This window comes from Bifidobacterium jacchi, assembly GCF_009078285.1.
In the GTDB taxonomy this organism is placed as follows: Bacteria; Actinomycetota; Actinomycetes; order Actinomycetales; family Bifidobacteriaceae; genus Bifidobacterium; species Bifidobacterium jacchi.
Genome location: NZ_RQSP01000012.1, coordinates 1 through 18,663 on the forward strand (window position 1 = coordinate 1; position 18,663 = coordinate 18,663).

An 18,663-nucleotide genomic window follows, 5' to 3' on the forward strand; every position below is an offset into this window, starting at 1 on the left:
GGGTGGCAGTGTGGTTGCGCTTGAGTGGCGGGTGGCGCGTGGGTGGCGGGTGGCTGGCGAGAAACCATGAATATGATGGTGAGCCTTATGCGTGCCCCTGCAATAATTGATGGCAACATATTGCGGCAACATTTGACGGCAATACATATTGCCAAGTATGATTGTGTCGTGAGATTCGAAAACGAAGACGATGAGCCGATCATCCTGCCATCTGCGTTCAAGCACGGGGTGTCCGAGAACGACATCCTGCATGCGTGGCGCGAATCGCGGGGGCCGGTCGATATCAACTACAACCGTGATCCACCCACGTATATGTACGTGGGGCCTGGAGTATCGGGAGCTGTCTGGTATGAGATCGGTACCGCGTCGAGAGCGGGCTACGATGTGGAGTTGATCGTGCACGCCATGAAGGCGCGCCAAAGCTACCTAAGAAAGGAGGGACTACGATGAGATTTGAGGATCTTCCCAAGGCCGAGCAGGAGTCGCTAGCCGCATTCGGTTTTGAAGTCGCTGCCGAGATGGAGGCACAGGATGTGCCAACGCCAGGCGATCCGACGCTCGACCCGCGTTATGATCCCTCGCGTGAGCTGCGACGGCTCAACTATCAGAGGCACGCGTTGGAGCGAGAGATCGAAGAAACGGTCAAGGCCAGTCGGGAGCATGGCCAGTCATGGAATACCATTGGCAGGGCACTCGGCGTGACGGCTGAGGCTGCACGCCGCCGCTATGGTGTGCGCGGCCTGCAACATGCCTGAAATCTGCAATACAGTGAGCTGCTCAGGGTGGAATACATCCTCCTGAAAGGTGGTGCGCACCGCACGCCACAAGAACGGCTGGCTCGACTAGCCTCATAGACGGTCACTTGACCGAATGGTCGATTGGTGGGGATGTGCCATACCGGCGCGTCATACCGGCGCACCCCCACCATGCTATTACGACGTAACTGGTAGGACGCATGCCAGTCAAGATCATGCGGCCGCACCCTACCCGGCGAGCGGCCCCCATTCCTGAATCGTGTAGCGCGGCGGCAGCTCGCCATGCTCAATGAAGCGCTGAATCTCCAGATCGGGCGTGCGCCGCGCCATGACGTCGCACAGGTAGCCGATGTTTGCTGCGAAGTGGCGCGGGCAGTAGTAGTACGTTTCCGGTTGCGTCGCCGTATCGCCGGGGTCCGACCGGTACGCCTTGATGTAGTATTCCGGTTTCTCATGGCAGTCGTGCCGCTGTGCCGCGTGCGGATCGTCCAGGTCGGCGAAGTCCTCGTCGTCATCGAATCCGCTGCTCGCGTAGATGCATTGCGGTTCGTGTCGGCCGCCGTGGTCGCCGTCGCGCGGCGGCAGTCCGGTGTCGTCGTTGTGGAACTGGTCGAGTATGTCGTCGAGATACACCACAGGCGGCAGTGACGCGGCCGCTCGTCGGTTCATGATTGGGCGTGCGCTTCGTGCTGCTGCGTTCATGGTTGGTTGTGTGCCTTGTGCTGTTGTATTCATGATTGAATCCTCCGATCGAATTGGGTATGCGCAGTGGGTTGTGGTTGGTTGATGTGATTGGCTCCCCTACTCTGATGAGGGGAGTCGGGGAGCCGGCGATATGGTCAGCGGACTGTCGATGCCGGACGCTAGTCTTGGCCGCGTTCGAGCTGGCTGATGCGGTCTTCAAACAGGGCCTCCTCCTTGAGTTCGCGGATGGCGGCCCGCCATTGCGCGAACTCGTCGGTGTCGCGTTTGGCGATGTGCTCGCCGAGTTCGCGACTCCACCGCGCGATGTCTCGATTCAGCTCCTGCTCGGTGTAGGGGCTGCCGGAGGGGCTGCCGGAGGGGCTGGCGGCAGCGGCATCATCCTCGTATTTCTCGTTCCCGTTGAGGCTGTGATACGGCGTGTCGACGGATCCGGTGGACCTCACGCGGATCGTCATCATGTCGTTCTGGCCGACGATGAATTCGGTTTTGGTGCCGACGCCGAGCGGAATCACCACGCCGGTGGTGTGCTCGATGACCGCGTGAAGGTCCGGTTCGGCTTCGTCGCGATCATCGGTGAGCATGTTGTCGTTGATCGCCGTATCCAGATCGAGCACGTCCCACAGACGTTCCACATGCGTGATCACCGGCGAGTCGGGCATGTCGGCGAATGCCGGGCGAAAGCTCACTTTCATCAGCGGCATGAACTGCTGTTCGGTCATCCAGTGCTGCAGTCGGGGAATGTTGAACTGGAGCCGCGCGGGGTAGTGGTCGTTGGTCACACGGCAGCCGGCGCTGTCGGTGATCGTGCAGCGGTCGATCCAGCGGCAGTTCCAGTTGCCGTTCTCGTCGTGCTGCGGTCGGCGGAAATACATGGCGCTGAACTGCAGCGGCGTCTCCGCCGTGCGCCTTGCGAAGAACTTCTCCGACGCGCTGGCGTGGCTCCAGTAGGGGAGGCTGAAGTGCGCCGCGAACCGGCGCTCGCCGGTGGCGCTGGGTGGAAGCTGCCTGAAATTCCGGTTTCCTGATACATCCATGATGATGCTCATGATGATTCTCCTTTCAATGAGGTTTTTCGCTATCACCATGAATAACCGGACAATTATGAGACTGTTGCTGTTGCTGTTTTCGTGGGCTGGACGGTGGGGCACCATGGTTGGGCGCTGCGTGCCACCATCTTGTGGGATGCAACGCAACAAGGGCCCTCTATCGCGTTCCGTCCCACGCTCTCGCGGATATTATTGGGACGCAACGCAAAAACAAGCCAAAATCACGCTGCATCCCACCGACTGGCGTGTGACCTGTGGGATGCAACGCAACAAGACGCGCGAATCGCGTTGCGTCCCACAAAAACAGGCAATTCTGTGGGATGCAACGCGCATAAGCCCCGATCCTGCGTTCCGTCCCACTCGCGCACTATTCCAGAGCAAACCAGCCATGAAAGCCTCACACCGAATCCGCCATTTTCCAACGATTTCATCTGAGAGTTCCCTGAATGCTCCATGTGGTGCCAGCGCAGTCGTGGGACGCAACGTGATTCGGGCCTGTTTTTGCGTTGCGTCCCCCGGAATAATGGGATGGAACGCGATCTGGGTGTTGTTTTGCGTTGCGTCCCCCGAATCAGTGGGAATTAGTGGGACGCAACGCGATTCAGGCGTTGTTTTGCGTTGCGTCCCCCGGAATAGTGGGACGGAACGCGATGATGGGTCAATTAAGCGTTGCATCCCACGGCCACATCACGGCCACATCAGGTTGTGTGTTATTGGTTATTGGTTTGGCGCGCGTGGTGTTGGCGTGGTGTCGGCGCATGGTGTATTCGCCGGTGTCGATGGTGATGCCGTTGTGGATGATGCGGTCCATGATCGCGTCGGCCGTCACGTCGCCTCCCAGTCGTTGGTGCCAGTCCTTGACGGGTATTGGGCTGCATCGATTGCGGTCATTGTGGCCGGCCATTGTGGCCGGTCACTGTGTCGATCACTGGCTCAGCACTCTGGTTCAGCGCCGCTTGCGGCAGTATTTGCCGCCGATGCCGGGCTTGCCGTCCGGTGCCCACGGCCCCTGCCCGGTTTGCCGGAGCATGTTGAGATGATGTTTCATCGCCACGAGCATGATATGCGTGTCTTCCAGGCCGAGATGGCGTTCGGCTTTGTCCGCGGCTAGCGCACCTTGTCGCTTGGCGTAGGCGTCGAGCGTGTTGCTGCCGTACGGATGCGCTTCGTCGGGTGCCGAGCCGGCATCCCAGCGCTTGCTCATGGGCAGGGTGTCGATGATGGTGATGTCGCCGTTGCGATAGTGTTCCGCGTAGCCTGCGATGTTGAGCATGAAGTAGCTATGCTCGAATGTGGCGTTGTGCGCCACGTATGGCTGACGGATGAGCCGGGTGAGCAGCGCGTGCTGCGCGTCCGGATATTCGTCGAACGGCTTGAGTCCGGCGTTCGGCCCGATGGCGCGCACGTCGATTCCGATCAGATCGGCGATCAGCGGATTGCCGTGACGCGAGTTGCGCGCGGTCACGCCGAATCGCAGGCGGGCCTGGCCGTAGGCGTCGCCTTCGGTGTAGTAGTGCTGCTCATATCGGAACCCGCCAGGCGCGTTTGCCGGTCGCGGGGAGCGCATGTTCATGTATTCAAAGCCGACGTCGATGATATACACGCGTGCCGGGTCGATGCCGGTGGTTTCGATGTCGATTCCCATGACCATGTCCACGCTGCGACCGGGCAGGTAGGCATCACGCCAATCGGATCGGCCGTATTGACCGTGATTGGGCGCGGTGCTGCGAGATGCCGAAGCGGGGGCGGCGGTGGTCGGGGCCGCGCTGGGGGGATTCGTGATGGTTGACGCGCCGTACGCGCGATTCGTGGCATTCGCCGTAGCCCGTGCCGCGTTCTGCTGGCTGCGATAGGCGGCGCGCGCCTCCTGCATGAGCGCGGTATCGTCCTGAATGTCGTCGATGGCGAACGGGCAGAGCGGTTCACGATGCAGCACGGTCACATTGGAACGCCCTTGGCGTTCGGTACTGACCGTCCAATAGCCTTGTGCGGCGCCGCGATCGATGAGCAGCTGAATCTCGTCGTTGAGGCGGCGATTCACATATGCCAGTGCGCGGGGGAGTCGATACGAGGTTAGGTGGCGGTCGAAGTCCATCATGAACGCGGTGGTGCACTGCGCGAGAATCGACTCGAGCATGTTGCGCATTGCATAATCATGGCTGAGCATGAGATGCAGATCCGAACCGGCGCCGGCCTGCAGATCCTGGTCGGATGCCACGCCGAGACCGGCGGCCAGATTCAGCCTTCGCACCCTGCGCCAGTCGATTGGACGACCCTGCGCGTCGAGCGGCATGGCCACGGCCCACTGGTCGACGTCCTCCAACGCCTCGTTGAGCCATGCCAGATCGGTGCCGTATTCACTTGTGGCTGCTGCGGTGGCTGTGGTTGTGGTTGTGGCTGCCGTGGCTGTGGCTGCCGTGGTGGCTGTGGCTGCTGCGGTTGTCGTTCTGTACTGTGCCATTGATGCTCCTTGTCCTGTTTCCCACCTAGCTCTGTCGCCTGCAAACAATGTCGTCTGCTAGCGGCGGTGCCGCTGACATTTCCTATAACCGGACAATCATTGAGTCAGCTCAATTATTAGTCCATAACTGTCGAGTTCATTGACATTTCTTCCTGTTTTATACTTTGTGCTTGGTGATATGGCGCTCAATTTCGGCAAGCTGTTTCCTGGTATTGATGGAAAAACAACGTTCGGTCTCATGTATATCGAAATACCGAATCAAACTCTGCTTCAGTGCGGTTCGATTGCCCGCAGAGTCCCAGATATGGCTGCAAACGTGGCTGGCTCAGCATCTGCTCAGCCGCCAGCGACTGCGCTGTAGGTGACGCCACGCGTTGCCAATGCTGTACCCACATGCTATCCTTGCACTGCTGCTTCGGCGAAAGGCTGAAGCGCTCTACGTCGATGGCCCCGGTTTCCGCCGGGGCCATTAGTTTGTCTCATGCTACCCCATAGCCCGTCTTTATTCGACTGCCATTGATCCTTTAAAAAACTTTATACAGATTGAGAGCTGATTCCATAAGGGAATCAACCCATTGACTCCTTTGTATGCCAAAATTGGTTTAACAGAGCCATTTCATGCCTGTTATTGCAGTGATTTGATCGTCTCGAGGAGCGACTGATAGCTGTCCGCCTGACCATAGCGAACCTCGCCGGCCAGCTGGAACTTGTTGAACAGCGTCTTAGCGCAGGCGATTTTGCCTTTTTCGACTTGACGTAGTTCAAACGAATCCATAGTGCCTTTGGTTTCAGCCACGAAGAACAGGTGCTTGATGCCGCTGCCTTCGCGGAATGCGACCGCCCAGTCGGGTGCGTAGTTGCCGACCGGCGTGGGAATTTGGAATCCACGCGGGAGTTTCGCATAAACCGCAACTTCGTCCGCAGCGTCGAGATCCTTGGCGAAGCGCCGTTCGACGCTTTCCTTGGCGGTACCGTCGGGGAAGACGAAGTCCTGCACGCATTTGCTGGCGCGGTAGGCTTCGGATTCCTCGCGCACGTTGCCTCCTGCGGTGAAGATGCTTGCATCGTAGTCGCCTTCGATGCGGTCGTAGCAGATGTGGTCCACGATCATGGTGGCCTTCTGCTCGACGATCAGCTTCGAGACCTTGGCGATGAACTGCTCGGGATTGTCCGCGAACATGCGGAACTTGTCGCCGCGAATCGCCTTGAGAATGCGCGCCGCGCAGCGACGGGTGATACTTGCCGCACGCGCTATTTCACCGAGCAGATCATAGGTGACGTTACGCGCAACGGCTATGTTCAGTTCCTGATTGTTGCTGACATGTTGACGGTCGAAATGATCGCCAGCAGCCAGCTCGTTGCGGTTCGCTTCCTGCTTCTGGATGCCGCGCGTCAGCGTATAGGTCATTGTCGACACGACGAGATGATCGTTGATGGATGACACTGATTTGCTGACGAGCTCGTCATCGTCGAAACTGACCGTGTACGCATACTTGTGGTTGATGCGTTTCCACAATGCCTGGAATTCCTTACGATCCCAGTTGGCATTCAATGGGTTGGACAGCACTTTCTTTTTGAGTGCGTTGCCGATTTGCATGACGAGTTCGCCTTCGAGCACACTGTCAAGCGCGTAACGGATCGCATCGATCTTGACCGCGGGCACGGCTTTGGCGAGATCCTCCATCGTGCTCTCGTCAAGACGGTTGTTTCGGTACTGGTCGGTGAGCTTGTCGTCCATATCGATCAGATCGTACTTGATGAGTACGTGACAGATTTTCCTGGACTCGTCCGCGCTGAACGTGACCGGCTCCTCGCCCTCATGTTCGGGACCGAGTTGCTCGGCGGGCACGCTGACGTGCGTAAAGAACGCGTTGTCGACCTTGATCGGACGATCGCGCAGTTCGCTGTTGATGTCCTTCTGCAGCGAGTCGGTGAACGTCGCATAGCTTTCCGACGCGATCACTGTCAGCAGGTTGATTTCCTGCACCTGATCGGCGCCGAGCACGTTCACGTCCTGGCGCACGCCGTCCTTGTTCACGCACAAACGCAAACCGCGGCCGACTTCCTGCCGTTTGCCGGTTTCGGAATCGGAATGCTTGAGCGTGCAGATCTGGAACACGTTCGGATTATCCCAGCCTTCGCGCAACGCGGAATGGCTGAAGATGAACCGGGTCGGCTCGTCGAAGCTCAGCAGCCGTTCCTTGTTTTTGAGGATCAGATCATAGGCGCTGATGTCGTCGCTTTCGTCAGAACCGCGTTTGAGGGTCGAGTCGACGGAGTGGCCGTGCTTGTCGATGCTGAAATAGCCGTTGTGCGCGGCGTGCGCGCTCGTGTGGCGCAGCCAGTCGCGATACTTGTCGCCGTCCACGTCCAAATGCATGGCGAGGTACTCATGCACGCATGAATCGTATTCTTCCTCGAACATGCGCGCGTACTCGCCAAGCTGTTCTTCGTTATTGTCGTCATACCACCGGTATTTGGCGACCTCATCGATGAAGAACAGGCTCAGGCATTTGATGCCGCGCTCGAACAGCATGGCTTCCTTGTCCAAGTGGCTTTTGATGGTCTCCCGGATCTGGATGCGACGCATATCCGCCTGTGCGCCGTCGTTGAGGATCTCACCGCGATGCAGCACGGTTCCGTTCAGGAACCGAACGTAGCCGACGCCATCATCTCCGAGCTGGTCGGGCACGATGCCGTCCGGCGCGATACGCCAATCATCACGATACGCTTCAAGCTCGCCCGACGCGGTATACAGGTCGTCGTTCACGTCGAATGTGCCGGTCGTTTTGACCACGTTGCCGGTGGCAGACATTTTCTTGAACTCGATACGCGCCTGCGGTGCCCGGTTCGGACGGATGATGATGTCCTGCAGGTACAGGTAGCCGTCGGTACCGCGCATGTTGTTCAGTTCGATGCCCTTGACTTCGATACGCTTGACGAGCCGCTGATTGTACGCATCCAATGCGTCCAACGCATAGACGAGATCATGCTTGACCTTGTGCGTGGCCGAATAATTGAGCACGAACAACGGGTTGAACTGGGCGATGCCCTGCTGCGTGGCCTTGCCGCCCATTTTCTGCGGCTCATCCATGATGATGATCGGCCGCGTGGCCGCGATCACGTCGATCGGTCGCCGGGAACCGAAATCGTCTCGTTCAGAGAAAATAATGCGGGATTCCTTGCTGCGTCCAGTCTCCTTCATGGATGTGTTGAACGCCTGCATGTTGATGACCATGACCGAAATGTCCGATGATTGGGCGAACGAGTCCAGTTCGGTCAGGTTCGACGAATTGTAGATGAACCAGTTGATGTGCTTGCCATAGCCTTCGCCGTTATCCGCGCCGGACGTGTAGAAATAATCGTCGGTCAACGCCAATGACTTGGCTACGCCTTCGCGAATCGCGATGGACGGCACCACGATGATGAACTTCGACCAGCCGTACCGGCGGTTCAGTTCATACATGGTTTTCGTATATACGAACGTTTTGCCGGTGCCGGTTTCCATCTCGACGTCCAATTCGACCGCGCCATTGCCGGCGAACAGTCGTTTCGATTCGGGAACGTCGTGATTGTGCTGGACTTTGCGAACATTGGCCAACAGCTGATCGGCGGACAGCATCAGATCGCCGTTGCGATATCCGGTATCATCCGGCTCATTCAACTGCACATCGTTGAAGGTGGACTGTTTGGGCTGCTCGTCGTCAAAACCCAGTTCACCCTGCGCGGGCTCCGGCGTGAACACCGGTTCCGGCTTTGCCCACACGCCGACATCATGAATATAGCTGGTACGCTCCTGCAACGGCTGGCCGGCGAACACATCGCACACGGCGTTCGCCGCATCGGTCTGATACTGATACCTTGAAAACTCGAATTTCATGAGCGATCACCTTCAGATGATGCGAATCTGCGTCGAACCCTGACGGGCATTCGCCGCCTGCTTGAAGATCTCGGTGAAATTCGTCACCGTCTGGCTGTTCTTGAGTCCTGACTCAGCCACGACCGCGTACGACGGCTTCGGATCAAGCGCCGCCATGCCGCGCAGCACCGATTCGGGGATCTCCGTATCGAAGCAGGCGACGAGCTGGTTGCCGTTCACGCTATACACCGTGTGGCCGGCGAACGCAGAACCGCTCAGCACCTCGATCGAGGAATCATACGGCAACTGGAACGTCGGGAAGCATTCGAAGAGCTTGTCCAACGAATCACGATCAGCCTTCGATGGATTAGTCAGCTCATCCAAATTGCCCTGTGTTGTCTCCAGCGGGGAACGACGAACATCCGCATAATTCGACGAATCCACGCGCAACACACGGAAACCGATATCCGGCACCTGCTTCGGCTCCGCGCCAAGCTCCAGCTGCCGGTTCTCCTGCTCAATCTCGGCCTTGATCTTCTCGCCTGCGCGACGAATGCGCTCCTCGCCGATCTCGCAGATCGTGTGATAGCCAGCTTTGTAGGCATCGCGGTCTCTATTTGTGAGTTCTGGCACTTGCACAAGGATAAATGAACAATCCTTTTCCTGTTCCGTATTGTATCGCATTAATGCATTAGCTGTAGTAGCTGATCCTGAGAAAAAGTCCAAAACAGTATCGTTTGTATCGAGATTTGCCAAGGTTATCAGATGATGCAGCAAACGCACTGGTTTCGGACCGTCAAAATAGCTTTTACCATTAAAAAGTGCTGTAACTTCTTTCGCGCCTTCCTGACTATGACCAACTTCTTTATAGAAGAGAATGGATTGCGGAGTTAAGCCGTCGTTTTTTAATTCTGACAGAAAGCGCTTAATTCGCGGAACTCCGTCTCCATTAGGGCCAAACCAAATTCGATTATCTTGGAGTCTCTCCAAGAACGCGTTCTTGGAGAGACTCCAGCAGCGACCTGCTGGAGGCTCAACCACACGCCCTGAAGGCGTTGTAATCGGATAATCTGTACTTGCGCTGTATGTCTTTACAGTCATGTTATCAGACATCCATACGCCGCGGGGGTCATTATCCGGATTCTTATAACGTGCATTGGCTTCCTCGGTGCGTGGCAAACGACCAATAGAGAATCGCAGCGCATTCTTTGCATACATCAGAATATAGTCATGGCTATTGGATACATATTTTGCGTCATTCTTTGGAGAAAAAGCTCGCTCCCAAATCAATTGAGCAATGAAGTTGCTCTCGCCAAACACCTCATCACATATTTTGCGAAGCTGTCCGTCCTCATTGTCGTCAATACTGATGAAAATCACGCCATCACTAGTCAGCAAATCCCTCGCCAGCAACAAGCGCGAGTACATCATTGTGCACCAGTCTGAATGGAAACGCCCATTTGACTCAGGATTGGCTACAAGCCGGCCACCATCCTCATCGTATTCACCGCTGTCACCGGCGTAGTCATCGGCGTTCTTGCGGAAATTGTCACGGTAAATGAAATCGTGCCCGGTGTTGTACGGCGGATCGATGTAGATCATCTTGATCTTGCCGGCGTAGGTTTCGCGCAGAATCTTCAATGCATCGAGGTTGTCGCCTTCGATGTAGAGGTTCTTGGTGTCATCCCAGTTCTTGCTGCGTTCCTTGACTGGGCGTAGCGTCTTGGCGATCGGCTGTCGCGCCTCCTCCTTGGCGGCACGCTTGCCCGGCCAAGTGAACTGGTAGCGTTCGCGCATACCTTCGGCCACATCACCGAGCTGGTCGCGCAACGCATCGAAATCAACCGCCCGCTTGACTTCTCCGGTTTGCGTGTCACGCACTTCCGTCGCCACATTCGGGAACAGTTCAAGTATCTTCTCGATATTCTCCTGCGTGATATCAGGCGTCACCGGTTCGATGCGAGGCACTTCCATGCTGCTCTCCTTTACTCTGTTCTTTCTAACAATTCATCCAACGGGTCATGATCGTAACCGCCGTTTCCCGCCCATAATCATGAACCACGGTTATTTGACGCCGTGCGGCTTGCTGGTTTGCCTGTCGCTCCGACACTACAGTCAACCGGACAATCACCCATACGACACGCCGAAGACCGCAGCATCGGCACCCATCATTGGATGCCATAGCGTTGTAAGTGTCCGGTCGCCACCACGACGCTGTCGACCATTGGGCTTCGCCGATAATTCCCCATAGGTATCCGGACGATCATGGGCATGAGGCAAAGGCGACGATGATGCCGTAACCTGCGTTGAGTTCATCGCACCAAACCTCCACAATTTGATTACCTATGCCGGTTTCACCAAGCGCAATACACTTATAGCACACTAGAATTCTAACGCTGTGACTTACAGCGTAGACAAGGTACCGTCTATCTTTTCTCCTCGTTTCCGCCACATCTTCTGTCTCTCATTATCCCCGATAGAATCCGCAGCGTTAGCGCACAGTCTCGTTAAGCTTGAGTCCACTGATTCGGTACTGATGAGTACGGGCTTTCCATTACTCCCCATGCTCCATAGGACAGCAGGTGTCGTTTCAGTGTCGTGGTCACGAAATTCGCACCAGTATTTTTCAGCATTTTGCAACGTTTGTGGGATCTTTCCCTGCAACAGTTGACAGAAGCAAATATTGTATTCACCAAGATTTCTTGGTTTCAATCCACTGTCGATCGCTTGCCGAATCATTTTTTCCGCTTTACTTGGGTCTACTGGAATGAGACAGAACCCTTTTGCGTTTAGTGCTGCTAAGTTGCCTGGATATTGTCTAAGGAAGAAATCAAATAATGTCGATGCTTGCTCGTAGTTATCTTTTTTCAGATATGCGAGAGCCGATTCGTATACTTGTGTATACAGGTGATCTTTTAATATAGACTCATCCGAGGAATAAACAGCTCTACGCGCGATAATTTCGATAAGTTCGGACTGCCTTATAGGAATCCTGGTGACGGCCCGCTCTGGAAAGTCCCCGATTTCGTTATCCACTACATATCGATACTCACGATGTAAAGATGTGGTCAACCATGCGTTCGGGTCAGGTATCAGATATCGATCGTACAACCACTGGTACTGCTCAGATACTGCCGCATCTTCGGATGGTGTTAAACGCAGTTTGTCCCATTCGTCATCAGATGGCGGCTTAAGTTCAATTATGTCTTTCAAATTGGCGGATGCCATCCATTTTGTCAGCATCATGATGCGATCTGAGAGCATTCGGGTCGCATCATGACAGGATCCTTTGAGGAGAATCTGCCGCCACCGATCCATGAGTTGTTCCGGATATAGATCGTTCGGAGCAAGGCCCATTGCTCGAAACAGCAATGGTATTGTCACATGACTCGCGAACCCATATCGAAGCACATCTTCGGCGAGGCCATATTTTTCGAGAATGCGCAAAATCCCAGTAATGATCTGACTTCTGAGAGGTGCATCCCCTTGATTCGCATTCAAGGGTCGGCTTAGTGCTTCTCCAAGGGCTTGAAAACATGAGCGAATATCGAAAGAAGGGGTTGCCATTAAACCTCCAGCCCTGTTCGCTACATATGATGATATGCAGGATATTGACAATATAGTATATGCTATGATAATATAGAGGCTGTAGTTTGTCTAGTATCGGCATGATGTTTATTCGTGCTGACATTTCACATGCCTTGACAAGGAGAGCTATGACAATTTTCCAAGCGTCTGATCTCGCAACCAAAAGAACCGAGGTTCTACAAGCAGCTCGTGACGGAAAAGCTGTTATTCGAGATCCACAGGGGCAAGGTTTGGTGATGCTTCCTGAAAAGGAACTGCAGAACCTTGAAAAATACAGTCAGTGGTCAGTGCAGCTTGAACGACTTCGCCGTATAGTCAACTCCGGTAGGCGTCCTTCTGTTGCGGAACTGGGCGAACTTGCGTGGCTGAGAGTGTTCGACAATGAGGATTTGGAATCTTTCTGCGAGGATCTTTCGGACCAGCTTATTGCATGCTCCGCTGATGGTGATTACTCGCAACTCGATCAGATGATTAAAGAATGGAAAATAACCGCTGGTCAACTTGAAGATCCATTACGTAAACGCATCCTGTTGCGCAATGGAGTTGATTCCACTGCACTGACCGACGCCGTACCTCCCGCAGAACAGGACGTCACGCAGTGATAGACAGCGCATACAATCCTTACGAGCCTACGAGAAGACCTGGCGGCCATCCGAATCAACGCCCCATCTACAGGATAGTGGTGCATCGCAGGTATTCCGACGCGTGGAATCAGCTTGTATCACGCGTCGGAATACAACAGGCGCAGCAGTTTTGGGATCACGTTTCATCCAATCCCGGAGCGCCGGATCCTATCGCATCCACATGCTTTCTGAGAGGAAAAGCGGGACGCCCAAAGCGGCCGGGTTTCTCTCGAACCATCCATTACGAAGTCTCCAGTATGGCCAGAATTAACTACCAGTATTGTGATTCCTACAGAACTTCGCCGGAGATGGAACCCCATCCGACGGTTTTCATTCTCACCATTGATTACTCGTCGCACTGAACCTCGAAGTTCAATAAGCATTGCCAATTTTGTCGGACGTCATAATGAACCATTCTATGGTACCGGTGAATCTGGCGGATTCCAGCCATTACTTGGCTGTGCTTGTGGATTTATGAACCCGTCTCCAGTTCCTTGAGCTGGAGCCGGGCTAGCCGCAGCCGGTTCCACAGGTCGTTGCGTTTGGCGATCTGGCGGGTTTTGGCGTGAGCCTTCTCAAGTCGGTCGATCTCGGCGAGCACTGCTTTCCTCTTAATGTCAACGGCGATGCGATGGTCAACCTGTTCGGGGTTTGCGTCGTCAAGGATGACCTGCGCGCAGATGGCGTCCCACGTATGGCCGAGGTCACGCTCGTCCAAATGAATCGACTCCTGCGTGAAGTTCACGTTCTCGGCCGTGTAAACACATCCCTCCATAAGACCTTGGGAGACGTTGGCGTTGCGGAACACCGCCAACGTGCATTCACCGGCGAACGTGCAGACAAACAGGATGCGCGTTTTATAACCCGTCCTCTCGCCGTAATAGCGGGCGATATGCTCCATGACCTGCACGGGCGGCTTCTCCGTTTTAGCCTCGATGCCGAGCACGAAAATCGTATTCACGGTTTCACTTGCAGGAATGCCGGTGGAACGTTCATTGATTTGCGCAAGCATCGTGAACGACACCACGTCTTGCGTGAACCTGCGGCGCAATGCCGCCGGCACGTCCATACCACGGTAGAAGCCTTCCTTGGACAGGTGGCCACGTCCTGCGGGTACTGCGGTGATGCTGGGCAGTCCCATGCTGAGAGCGGATATGGGACCGCAGTATTCGATGTCACTCATTGTCTTGGCTCCGGACGGTGCGGTGGCTCTGCTTGGGCAGGATCACCAGGAAGCAGATGAGTTCGAAGTCGTCGATGCCTTGCACCGTCGGCGCGAGGAAGTCAGCCATGCCAGTGGTCAGGAAGCTATCGGCCGCGGACTGAGAGTCCGCTTTGATAATGCCGGAAACAGCTTCTTGCAGCAGACGCGAGGCACGACTCATATCCTTGCCGTTCTTCGTCATCCGGTTGTAGATGCGGCATGCGTGATCGTCCGGCTCGTCGTTGCCTTTGCACAGCATGCGCATGAGATCAAGGCATGCTTTCGGCTCCAGATGCCCGTGCAGAATCGTACCGTCGCTGCCCACATGCACTAGATAATACGGGTGAAGACGGTTGCTGCCGCTCGTATTGATGCCTTCGTTCACGTTCTTCAGCGCGAACATGATGCCAGGCTCGTCGCCTTCCACCACCGCATCGATGCCATCCGGCGTGTGTTCGATATCGGGATTCTGCTGGTGGTATGCGACCAGATCCATGCGGAACTCGTTGAGACCGAGATCAGTGATGCTGATGCCACCTTCCACGTCTTCAAGGTCGGGAATCTCATTCTGCATCTGTTTGAGCTGGTTCGCCCGGTAGGCGAGATCGCCTTTCTCGTTCTCGTTGATGTAATCATCATCACCGGTGGACGTGAGCACGGTCAGTCGCATACGCGCTTCCACACGGTCCTTGAGTCTCAGATACTTGTCGAGATCCACGTCTGGCCAATAGTTGACCAGTTGGATACGCTCGTTTTTCGAGCCGATACGGTCCACGCGGCCGAAACGTTGGACAATGCGCACCGGATTCCAGTGAATGTCGTAGTTGACCATTTCGTCGCAGTCCTGAAGATTCTGGCCTTCGGAAATGCAGTCGGTGGCGATCAGAATGTCGATGTTCTGATCATCAAGCCCCCTCCCTGCCATAGTGGCCTCACGTTCCTTCGAGATCGGCGAGAAACAGGCGAGGATGTCGCTCATGTCGCTGCCGACCTTCTTCAACGTGCAACGGCCCGGTCTGCTTCCGGTCACTTCCGCCGTCTCCATGCCGAGCGTCTTCGCATACGCGCTCACATGCTCGTACAAGTAGTCGGCAGTATCCGCGAACGCAGTGAATACCAGCAGTTTGCGGTTGCCGGGGTTGATCGGATGTTCAACCTTCGCACGGATTGTACGGTACAGCTGCTGAAGTTTGGCATCATGCCCGGCGTCGATGCCGCCGATCATCGTCAACAATTCGTTGATAACGGTAATGTCGGCTTGAATATAGCGACGCCAGTCCTTCCAGTTCATGTCGGACAGAGCGAACTGTTTCCTGCCTTGCGTGGTGAATTCCATCTGCTCGTCGTCATCCTGATCAAAGTCGAAACCAGCATCGAAACTATCCGCGTCAATATCCTTGAACATACTCGTATCGCGATGCTGACGGCGGTATTCCTCATACCGGTCGATCACTTCGACCGTTGCCTTCATATAGCCAAGCACACGCTCCAACGTGAGGCGGAACGAGTGCATGCTGCTTTCAAACCGTTTCAACAGGTTCGTGGCCATGAGCTTGCGTACGCCGGTCTCACGCCCGCTCGTGGTCAGGCTCTCGCCCTCGCCTTCAAAATACTTCGCCCTGCGTGATTCGAGTATGAACTCGGACGGCATGTACAAGGTCAGCGAGAGCTTGTCGAGTTCATCGTAGATTTGATCGTATGTGACAGCACCCGCTTGCGTGGACAGCTTCGGCCGCACGCTGATCGGCTTCAACCGGTTCGGGAACTTGCCGATTGCGTTCATGTCGTAATAGCGTTGGATATGCTTGCGGCTACGCGCCACCGTCACCTGATCCAGCACCTTGAAGAAGTTGAAGTCCAAACGGTCCATGAGATTGGCCGTGGTCCGCTCCTTCGGGTCGAGCTTCGACCACGCCGAATACGCTTTCTGCGCGTTCTTGAACACGTTGTCGATATCGGTGGACAAGCCCAGTTTGACGGTCCAATCGTCGTCGTTGCCCTCATAGGCGAGACGCAGCTGGTTCTCCAGATCACGGAACCGGTTGTTCACCGGCGTTGCAGACAGCATGAGCACCTTGGTGCGCACACCGGAGTGGATGACCTTGTCCAAGAGCCGCTTGTACCGGTTTTCCTTGCTGTCAGCCTTCACTGCCGAATCGTTGCCGTTGCGGAAGTTATGCGATTCGTCGATCACCACGAGATCGTAGCCACCCCAATTAATACGCTCGATCGGAATGTTCATGATCGTATCGCCCTTGGAACGGCTCAGATCGGTGTGATACAACACGTCGTAGCGCAGCCGGTCCTCGGCGATTGGATTATTGGTCGCGTTCGACCGGTACGTGACCCAATTGTCCTTCAGCTTCTTCGGGCACAGCACGAGCACGTTGCGATTACGCGACTCGAAATACTTGATCACGGCCAACGCGGTGAACGTCTTGCCCAGACCGACCGAGTCAGCCAGAATGCAGCCATTATACGTTTCCAGCTTGTTGATGATCGACACGGCCGCGTCCTTCTGGAAGTCGTACAGCATCTTCCAGATGCGGCTCTCCCGGAAACCGGTGCCTTCCTTGGGCAGCACGTCCTCGTCCACGTCCTCGAGGAACTCGCTGAAAATACGATACAGGGCCTTGTAATACACCAGTTCCGGCGGGTTCTCCCGATACATGCGTTCGATGCCGTCGATCACCGCTTCGGTCACATCATGTACTTGGTTGCTGTTCCATGCCTGATCGAACATGGTCAACAGGCCCTGCGTCTGCGCGGCATCCTGTTTCATGACGAACGACGTGTAGGCGGGAGATGCCGCGTGCTTCGTCACGCCGAGCTGCGTGGTCGAAAACTCATTGAACGGCATATATCCGGAAGCGTCGCCATCGGCGCGTTCCACGGCAAGGAATCGCGGGAAACCGGTTTCCTCATCGAATGACATGAATCGGGCCCCTTTGCGTCGTATCCAATCCACGCATTCCAACGCGACTGCTTTCTGCGTCAACTCGTTGCGCAAACGGATTTCCAGATTCGTGCCGTACAGGCTCTGCTCGCGTCCCAGACGGGGAATGTAGAACTCGCGTCGTTCCTTCGGTGTGCGATCCTTCGTGAACGCTTTCGACGTGAACAGGAACCGGAACGAATCCAACGATTCCAACTGCTCGCGCAGCTCACGGTACGCGTACATCGAAAACAGCGAGGCCGCCACCGACATGCGATCGCCGTGCCGGATCGTGCGTACGAGATCGTCCTTCACCAGCGACGTGCGATTGTCGATCATGCCGTAAGCGTTCATGCCATAGGTATTCATAGGTGGTGTGCCTTTGCTCGGTGTGTTATTACGATGTGTGTTGGTTCTTTTCGAGCTTTTGCGCTGTGTGTTGGTGCGTTGTGTGTCGTTGCGTTTCGTGTCTGTGTTGCGTTTCGTGTCTTTGGTCTGATTGATCGGATCATCGGAGGGCGGGGCTGCAATGGCGGAATCCGCCACGGCCGCAGCCGTGGGCTTCTCCTGTTCGAGCACGATGAAATGGTACGTCGACCAGCCGGATGATGCGTCCACGCTGGCTTGCGCAAGCGTTCCGTCGGACAGCGGAAGCTGGTAGAAGTGTGGCATGGTCGGGTTGCGTTCAAGGTGGAACCGACGCAGTGCCTCCAGTTCTCCGGGTGTAAGTTCGCCTTCATATTCCGCCTTGCCGTCGGAATATGCGCGCACATTCAGCTTGTCGTCTTTGATCAGGGTCACGGTTCCCGGGTGTCGTAGAAAATCCGCCATGCGCCTTGCCACGACCGGGCGCGAGGCTCGAATGAGTTTTGACCGGGATTTCCGCCCTTGCTCGAATACGAGATTCACCGTAGCGGCATTGACCTCTGAGCCGTTGAGCGCGTGGCGCACATATGATTCCGACAACAGTGCAAGGGAGGCGAAGCGATTGCACGCCGACTCCTCTATGCGCTTGTTCTCGGCACCGTCCTCGATGAGCTCGAGCACATGCGCCAGATTCTCGTCCGTCTGCTGCAGAAAGTGCCCGAGCTCATGCATGAGGGTGAAGTTGCGGCGAGCGGTGTATTCTCCTTTTCGAAATTGCACTTGGATCAGACTCCGCTCGCCGGGTGTGAGTGCAAGACTGAACAATCCCAGAAGCCCGGCCTCCGCCTGATCGTCCACCGTGGCGTACGCGTTGTGTCCGGCGGCGCTGTCCGCGATCGACTCGACGTATTGGATGCGGACCTCGTTCTTCCACTGATCCGCGATTCTGGCCGGGTCGACATTGTCTGCCGGCGGGAAATCGGGGTGCAGGGATGAGGCCAAGGCGAGCATGGCCCGCGCTTGCTGTTCCACAACGAGGAATTCTTTCGCTTGTGACATGTCTGCCTTAGCTGTAGTGGACTGTGAGTGGACTGTAGTGACGATTGCTGTTGGGGAATGCC

The 18,663-nt window shown here is 55.8% G+C and carries 12 protein-coding genes; 3 read left to right on the top strand and 9 right to left on the bottom strand.

Annotated features, from left to right (window positions below):
• The first annotated feature begins 66 nt into the window (after positions 1–66).
• Positions 67–450, top strand: coding sequence for a hypothetical protein (locus EHS19_RS04785; protein ID WP_241677084.1), 384 nt, complete (start codon positions 67–69; stop codon positions 448–450).
• Positions 447–755, top strand: a complete 309-nt coding sequence (locus tag EHS19_RS04790; RefSeq protein ID WP_151916651.1) for a hypothetical protein — start codon at positions 447–449, stop codon at positions 753–755. Before EHS19_RS04785 ends, EHS19_RS04790 begins: the two co-directional genes overlap by 4 nt.
• A 228-nt stretch (positions 756–983) precedes the next feature.
• Here EHS19_RS04790 and EHS19_RS04795 read toward each other — a convergent pair whose 3' ends face one another.
• The 7 genes from EHS19_RS04795 to EHS19_RS04825 form a co-directional block, all read right to left on the bottom strand.
• Positions 984–1,424: a hypothetical protein gene (locus EHS19_RS04795; protein WP_151916652.1), complete on the bottom strand. Its 441-nt coding sequence runs from the start codon at positions 1,422–1,424 to the stop codon at positions 984–986.
• Between the two features lie 194 nt (positions 1,425–1,618).
• Positions 1,619–2,506: a hypothetical protein gene (locus EHS19_RS04800; RefSeq protein ID WP_151916653.1), complete on the bottom strand. Its 888-nt coding sequence runs from the start codon at positions 2,504–2,506 to the stop codon at positions 1,619–1,621.
• A 658-nt stretch (positions 2,507–3,164) separates the two neighbouring features.
• Positions 3,165–3,410 carry an ATP-binding protein gene (locus EHS19_RS11030; protein ID WP_277752784.1) on the bottom strand — a complete coding sequence of 82 codons (246 nt, stop codon included), beginning with the start codon at positions 3,408–3,410 and terminating at the stop codon, positions 3,165–3,167.
• 42 nt (positions 3,411–3,452) lie between these two features.
• Positions 3,453–4,799: a 3'-5' exonuclease family protein gene (locus EHS19_RS04810; RefSeq protein ID WP_151916654.1), complete on the bottom strand. Its 1,347-nt coding sequence runs from the start codon at positions 4,797–4,799 to the stop codon at positions 3,453–3,455.
• A gap of 793 nt (positions 4,800–5,592) precedes the next feature.
• Positions 5,593–8,847, bottom strand: coding sequence for a type III restriction-modification system endonuclease (locus EHS19_RS04815; protein ID WP_151916655.1), 3,255 nt, complete (start codon positions 8,845–8,847; stop codon positions 5,593–5,595).
• 12 nt (positions 8,848–8,859) lie between these two features.
• A complete protein-coding gene (locus EHS19_RS04820; RefSeq protein ID WP_151916656.1) occupies positions 8,860–10,800 on the bottom strand; it encodes a site-specific DNA-methyltransferase in 1,941 nt (646 codons plus the stop codon).
• 429 nt (positions 10,801–11,229) lie between these two features.
• Positions 11,230–12,393 carry a tetratricopeptide repeat protein gene (locus tag EHS19_RS04825; RefSeq protein ID WP_151916657.1) on the bottom strand — a complete coding sequence of 388 codons (1,164 nt, stop codon included), beginning with the start codon at positions 12,391–12,393 and terminating at the stop codon, positions 11,230–11,232.
• A gap of 149 nt (positions 12,394–12,542) precedes the next feature.
• Here EHS19_RS04825 and EHS19_RS04830 point away from each other — a divergent pair, with 149 nt between their 5' ends.
• Complete coding sequence (locus EHS19_RS04830) at positions 12,543–13,016, top strand: hypothetical protein (RefSeq protein WP_151916658.1); 474 nt, start codon at positions 12,543–12,545, stop codon at positions 13,014–13,016.
• 493 nt (positions 13,017–13,509) lie between these two features.
• On the opposite strand, the gene EHS19_RS04835 is transcribed toward EHS19_RS04830, so the two are convergent.
• Positions 13,510–14,220 (bottom strand): DUF4391 domain-containing protein, encoded by a 711-nt coding sequence (locus EHS19_RS04835; RefSeq protein WP_151916659.1) that lies wholly within the window; start codon positions 14,218–14,220, stop codon positions 13,510–13,512.
• Positions 14,213–18,601 carry a helicase-related protein gene (locus EHS19_RS04840; RefSeq protein ID WP_151916660.1) on the bottom strand — a complete coding sequence of 1,463 codons (4,389 nt, stop codon included), beginning with the start codon at positions 18,599–18,601 and terminating at the stop codon, positions 14,213–14,215. The genes EHS19_RS04835 and EHS19_RS04840 overlap by 8 nt, the downstream gene beginning before the upstream one ends.
• Positions 18,602–18,663 lie beyond the last annotated feature (62 nt).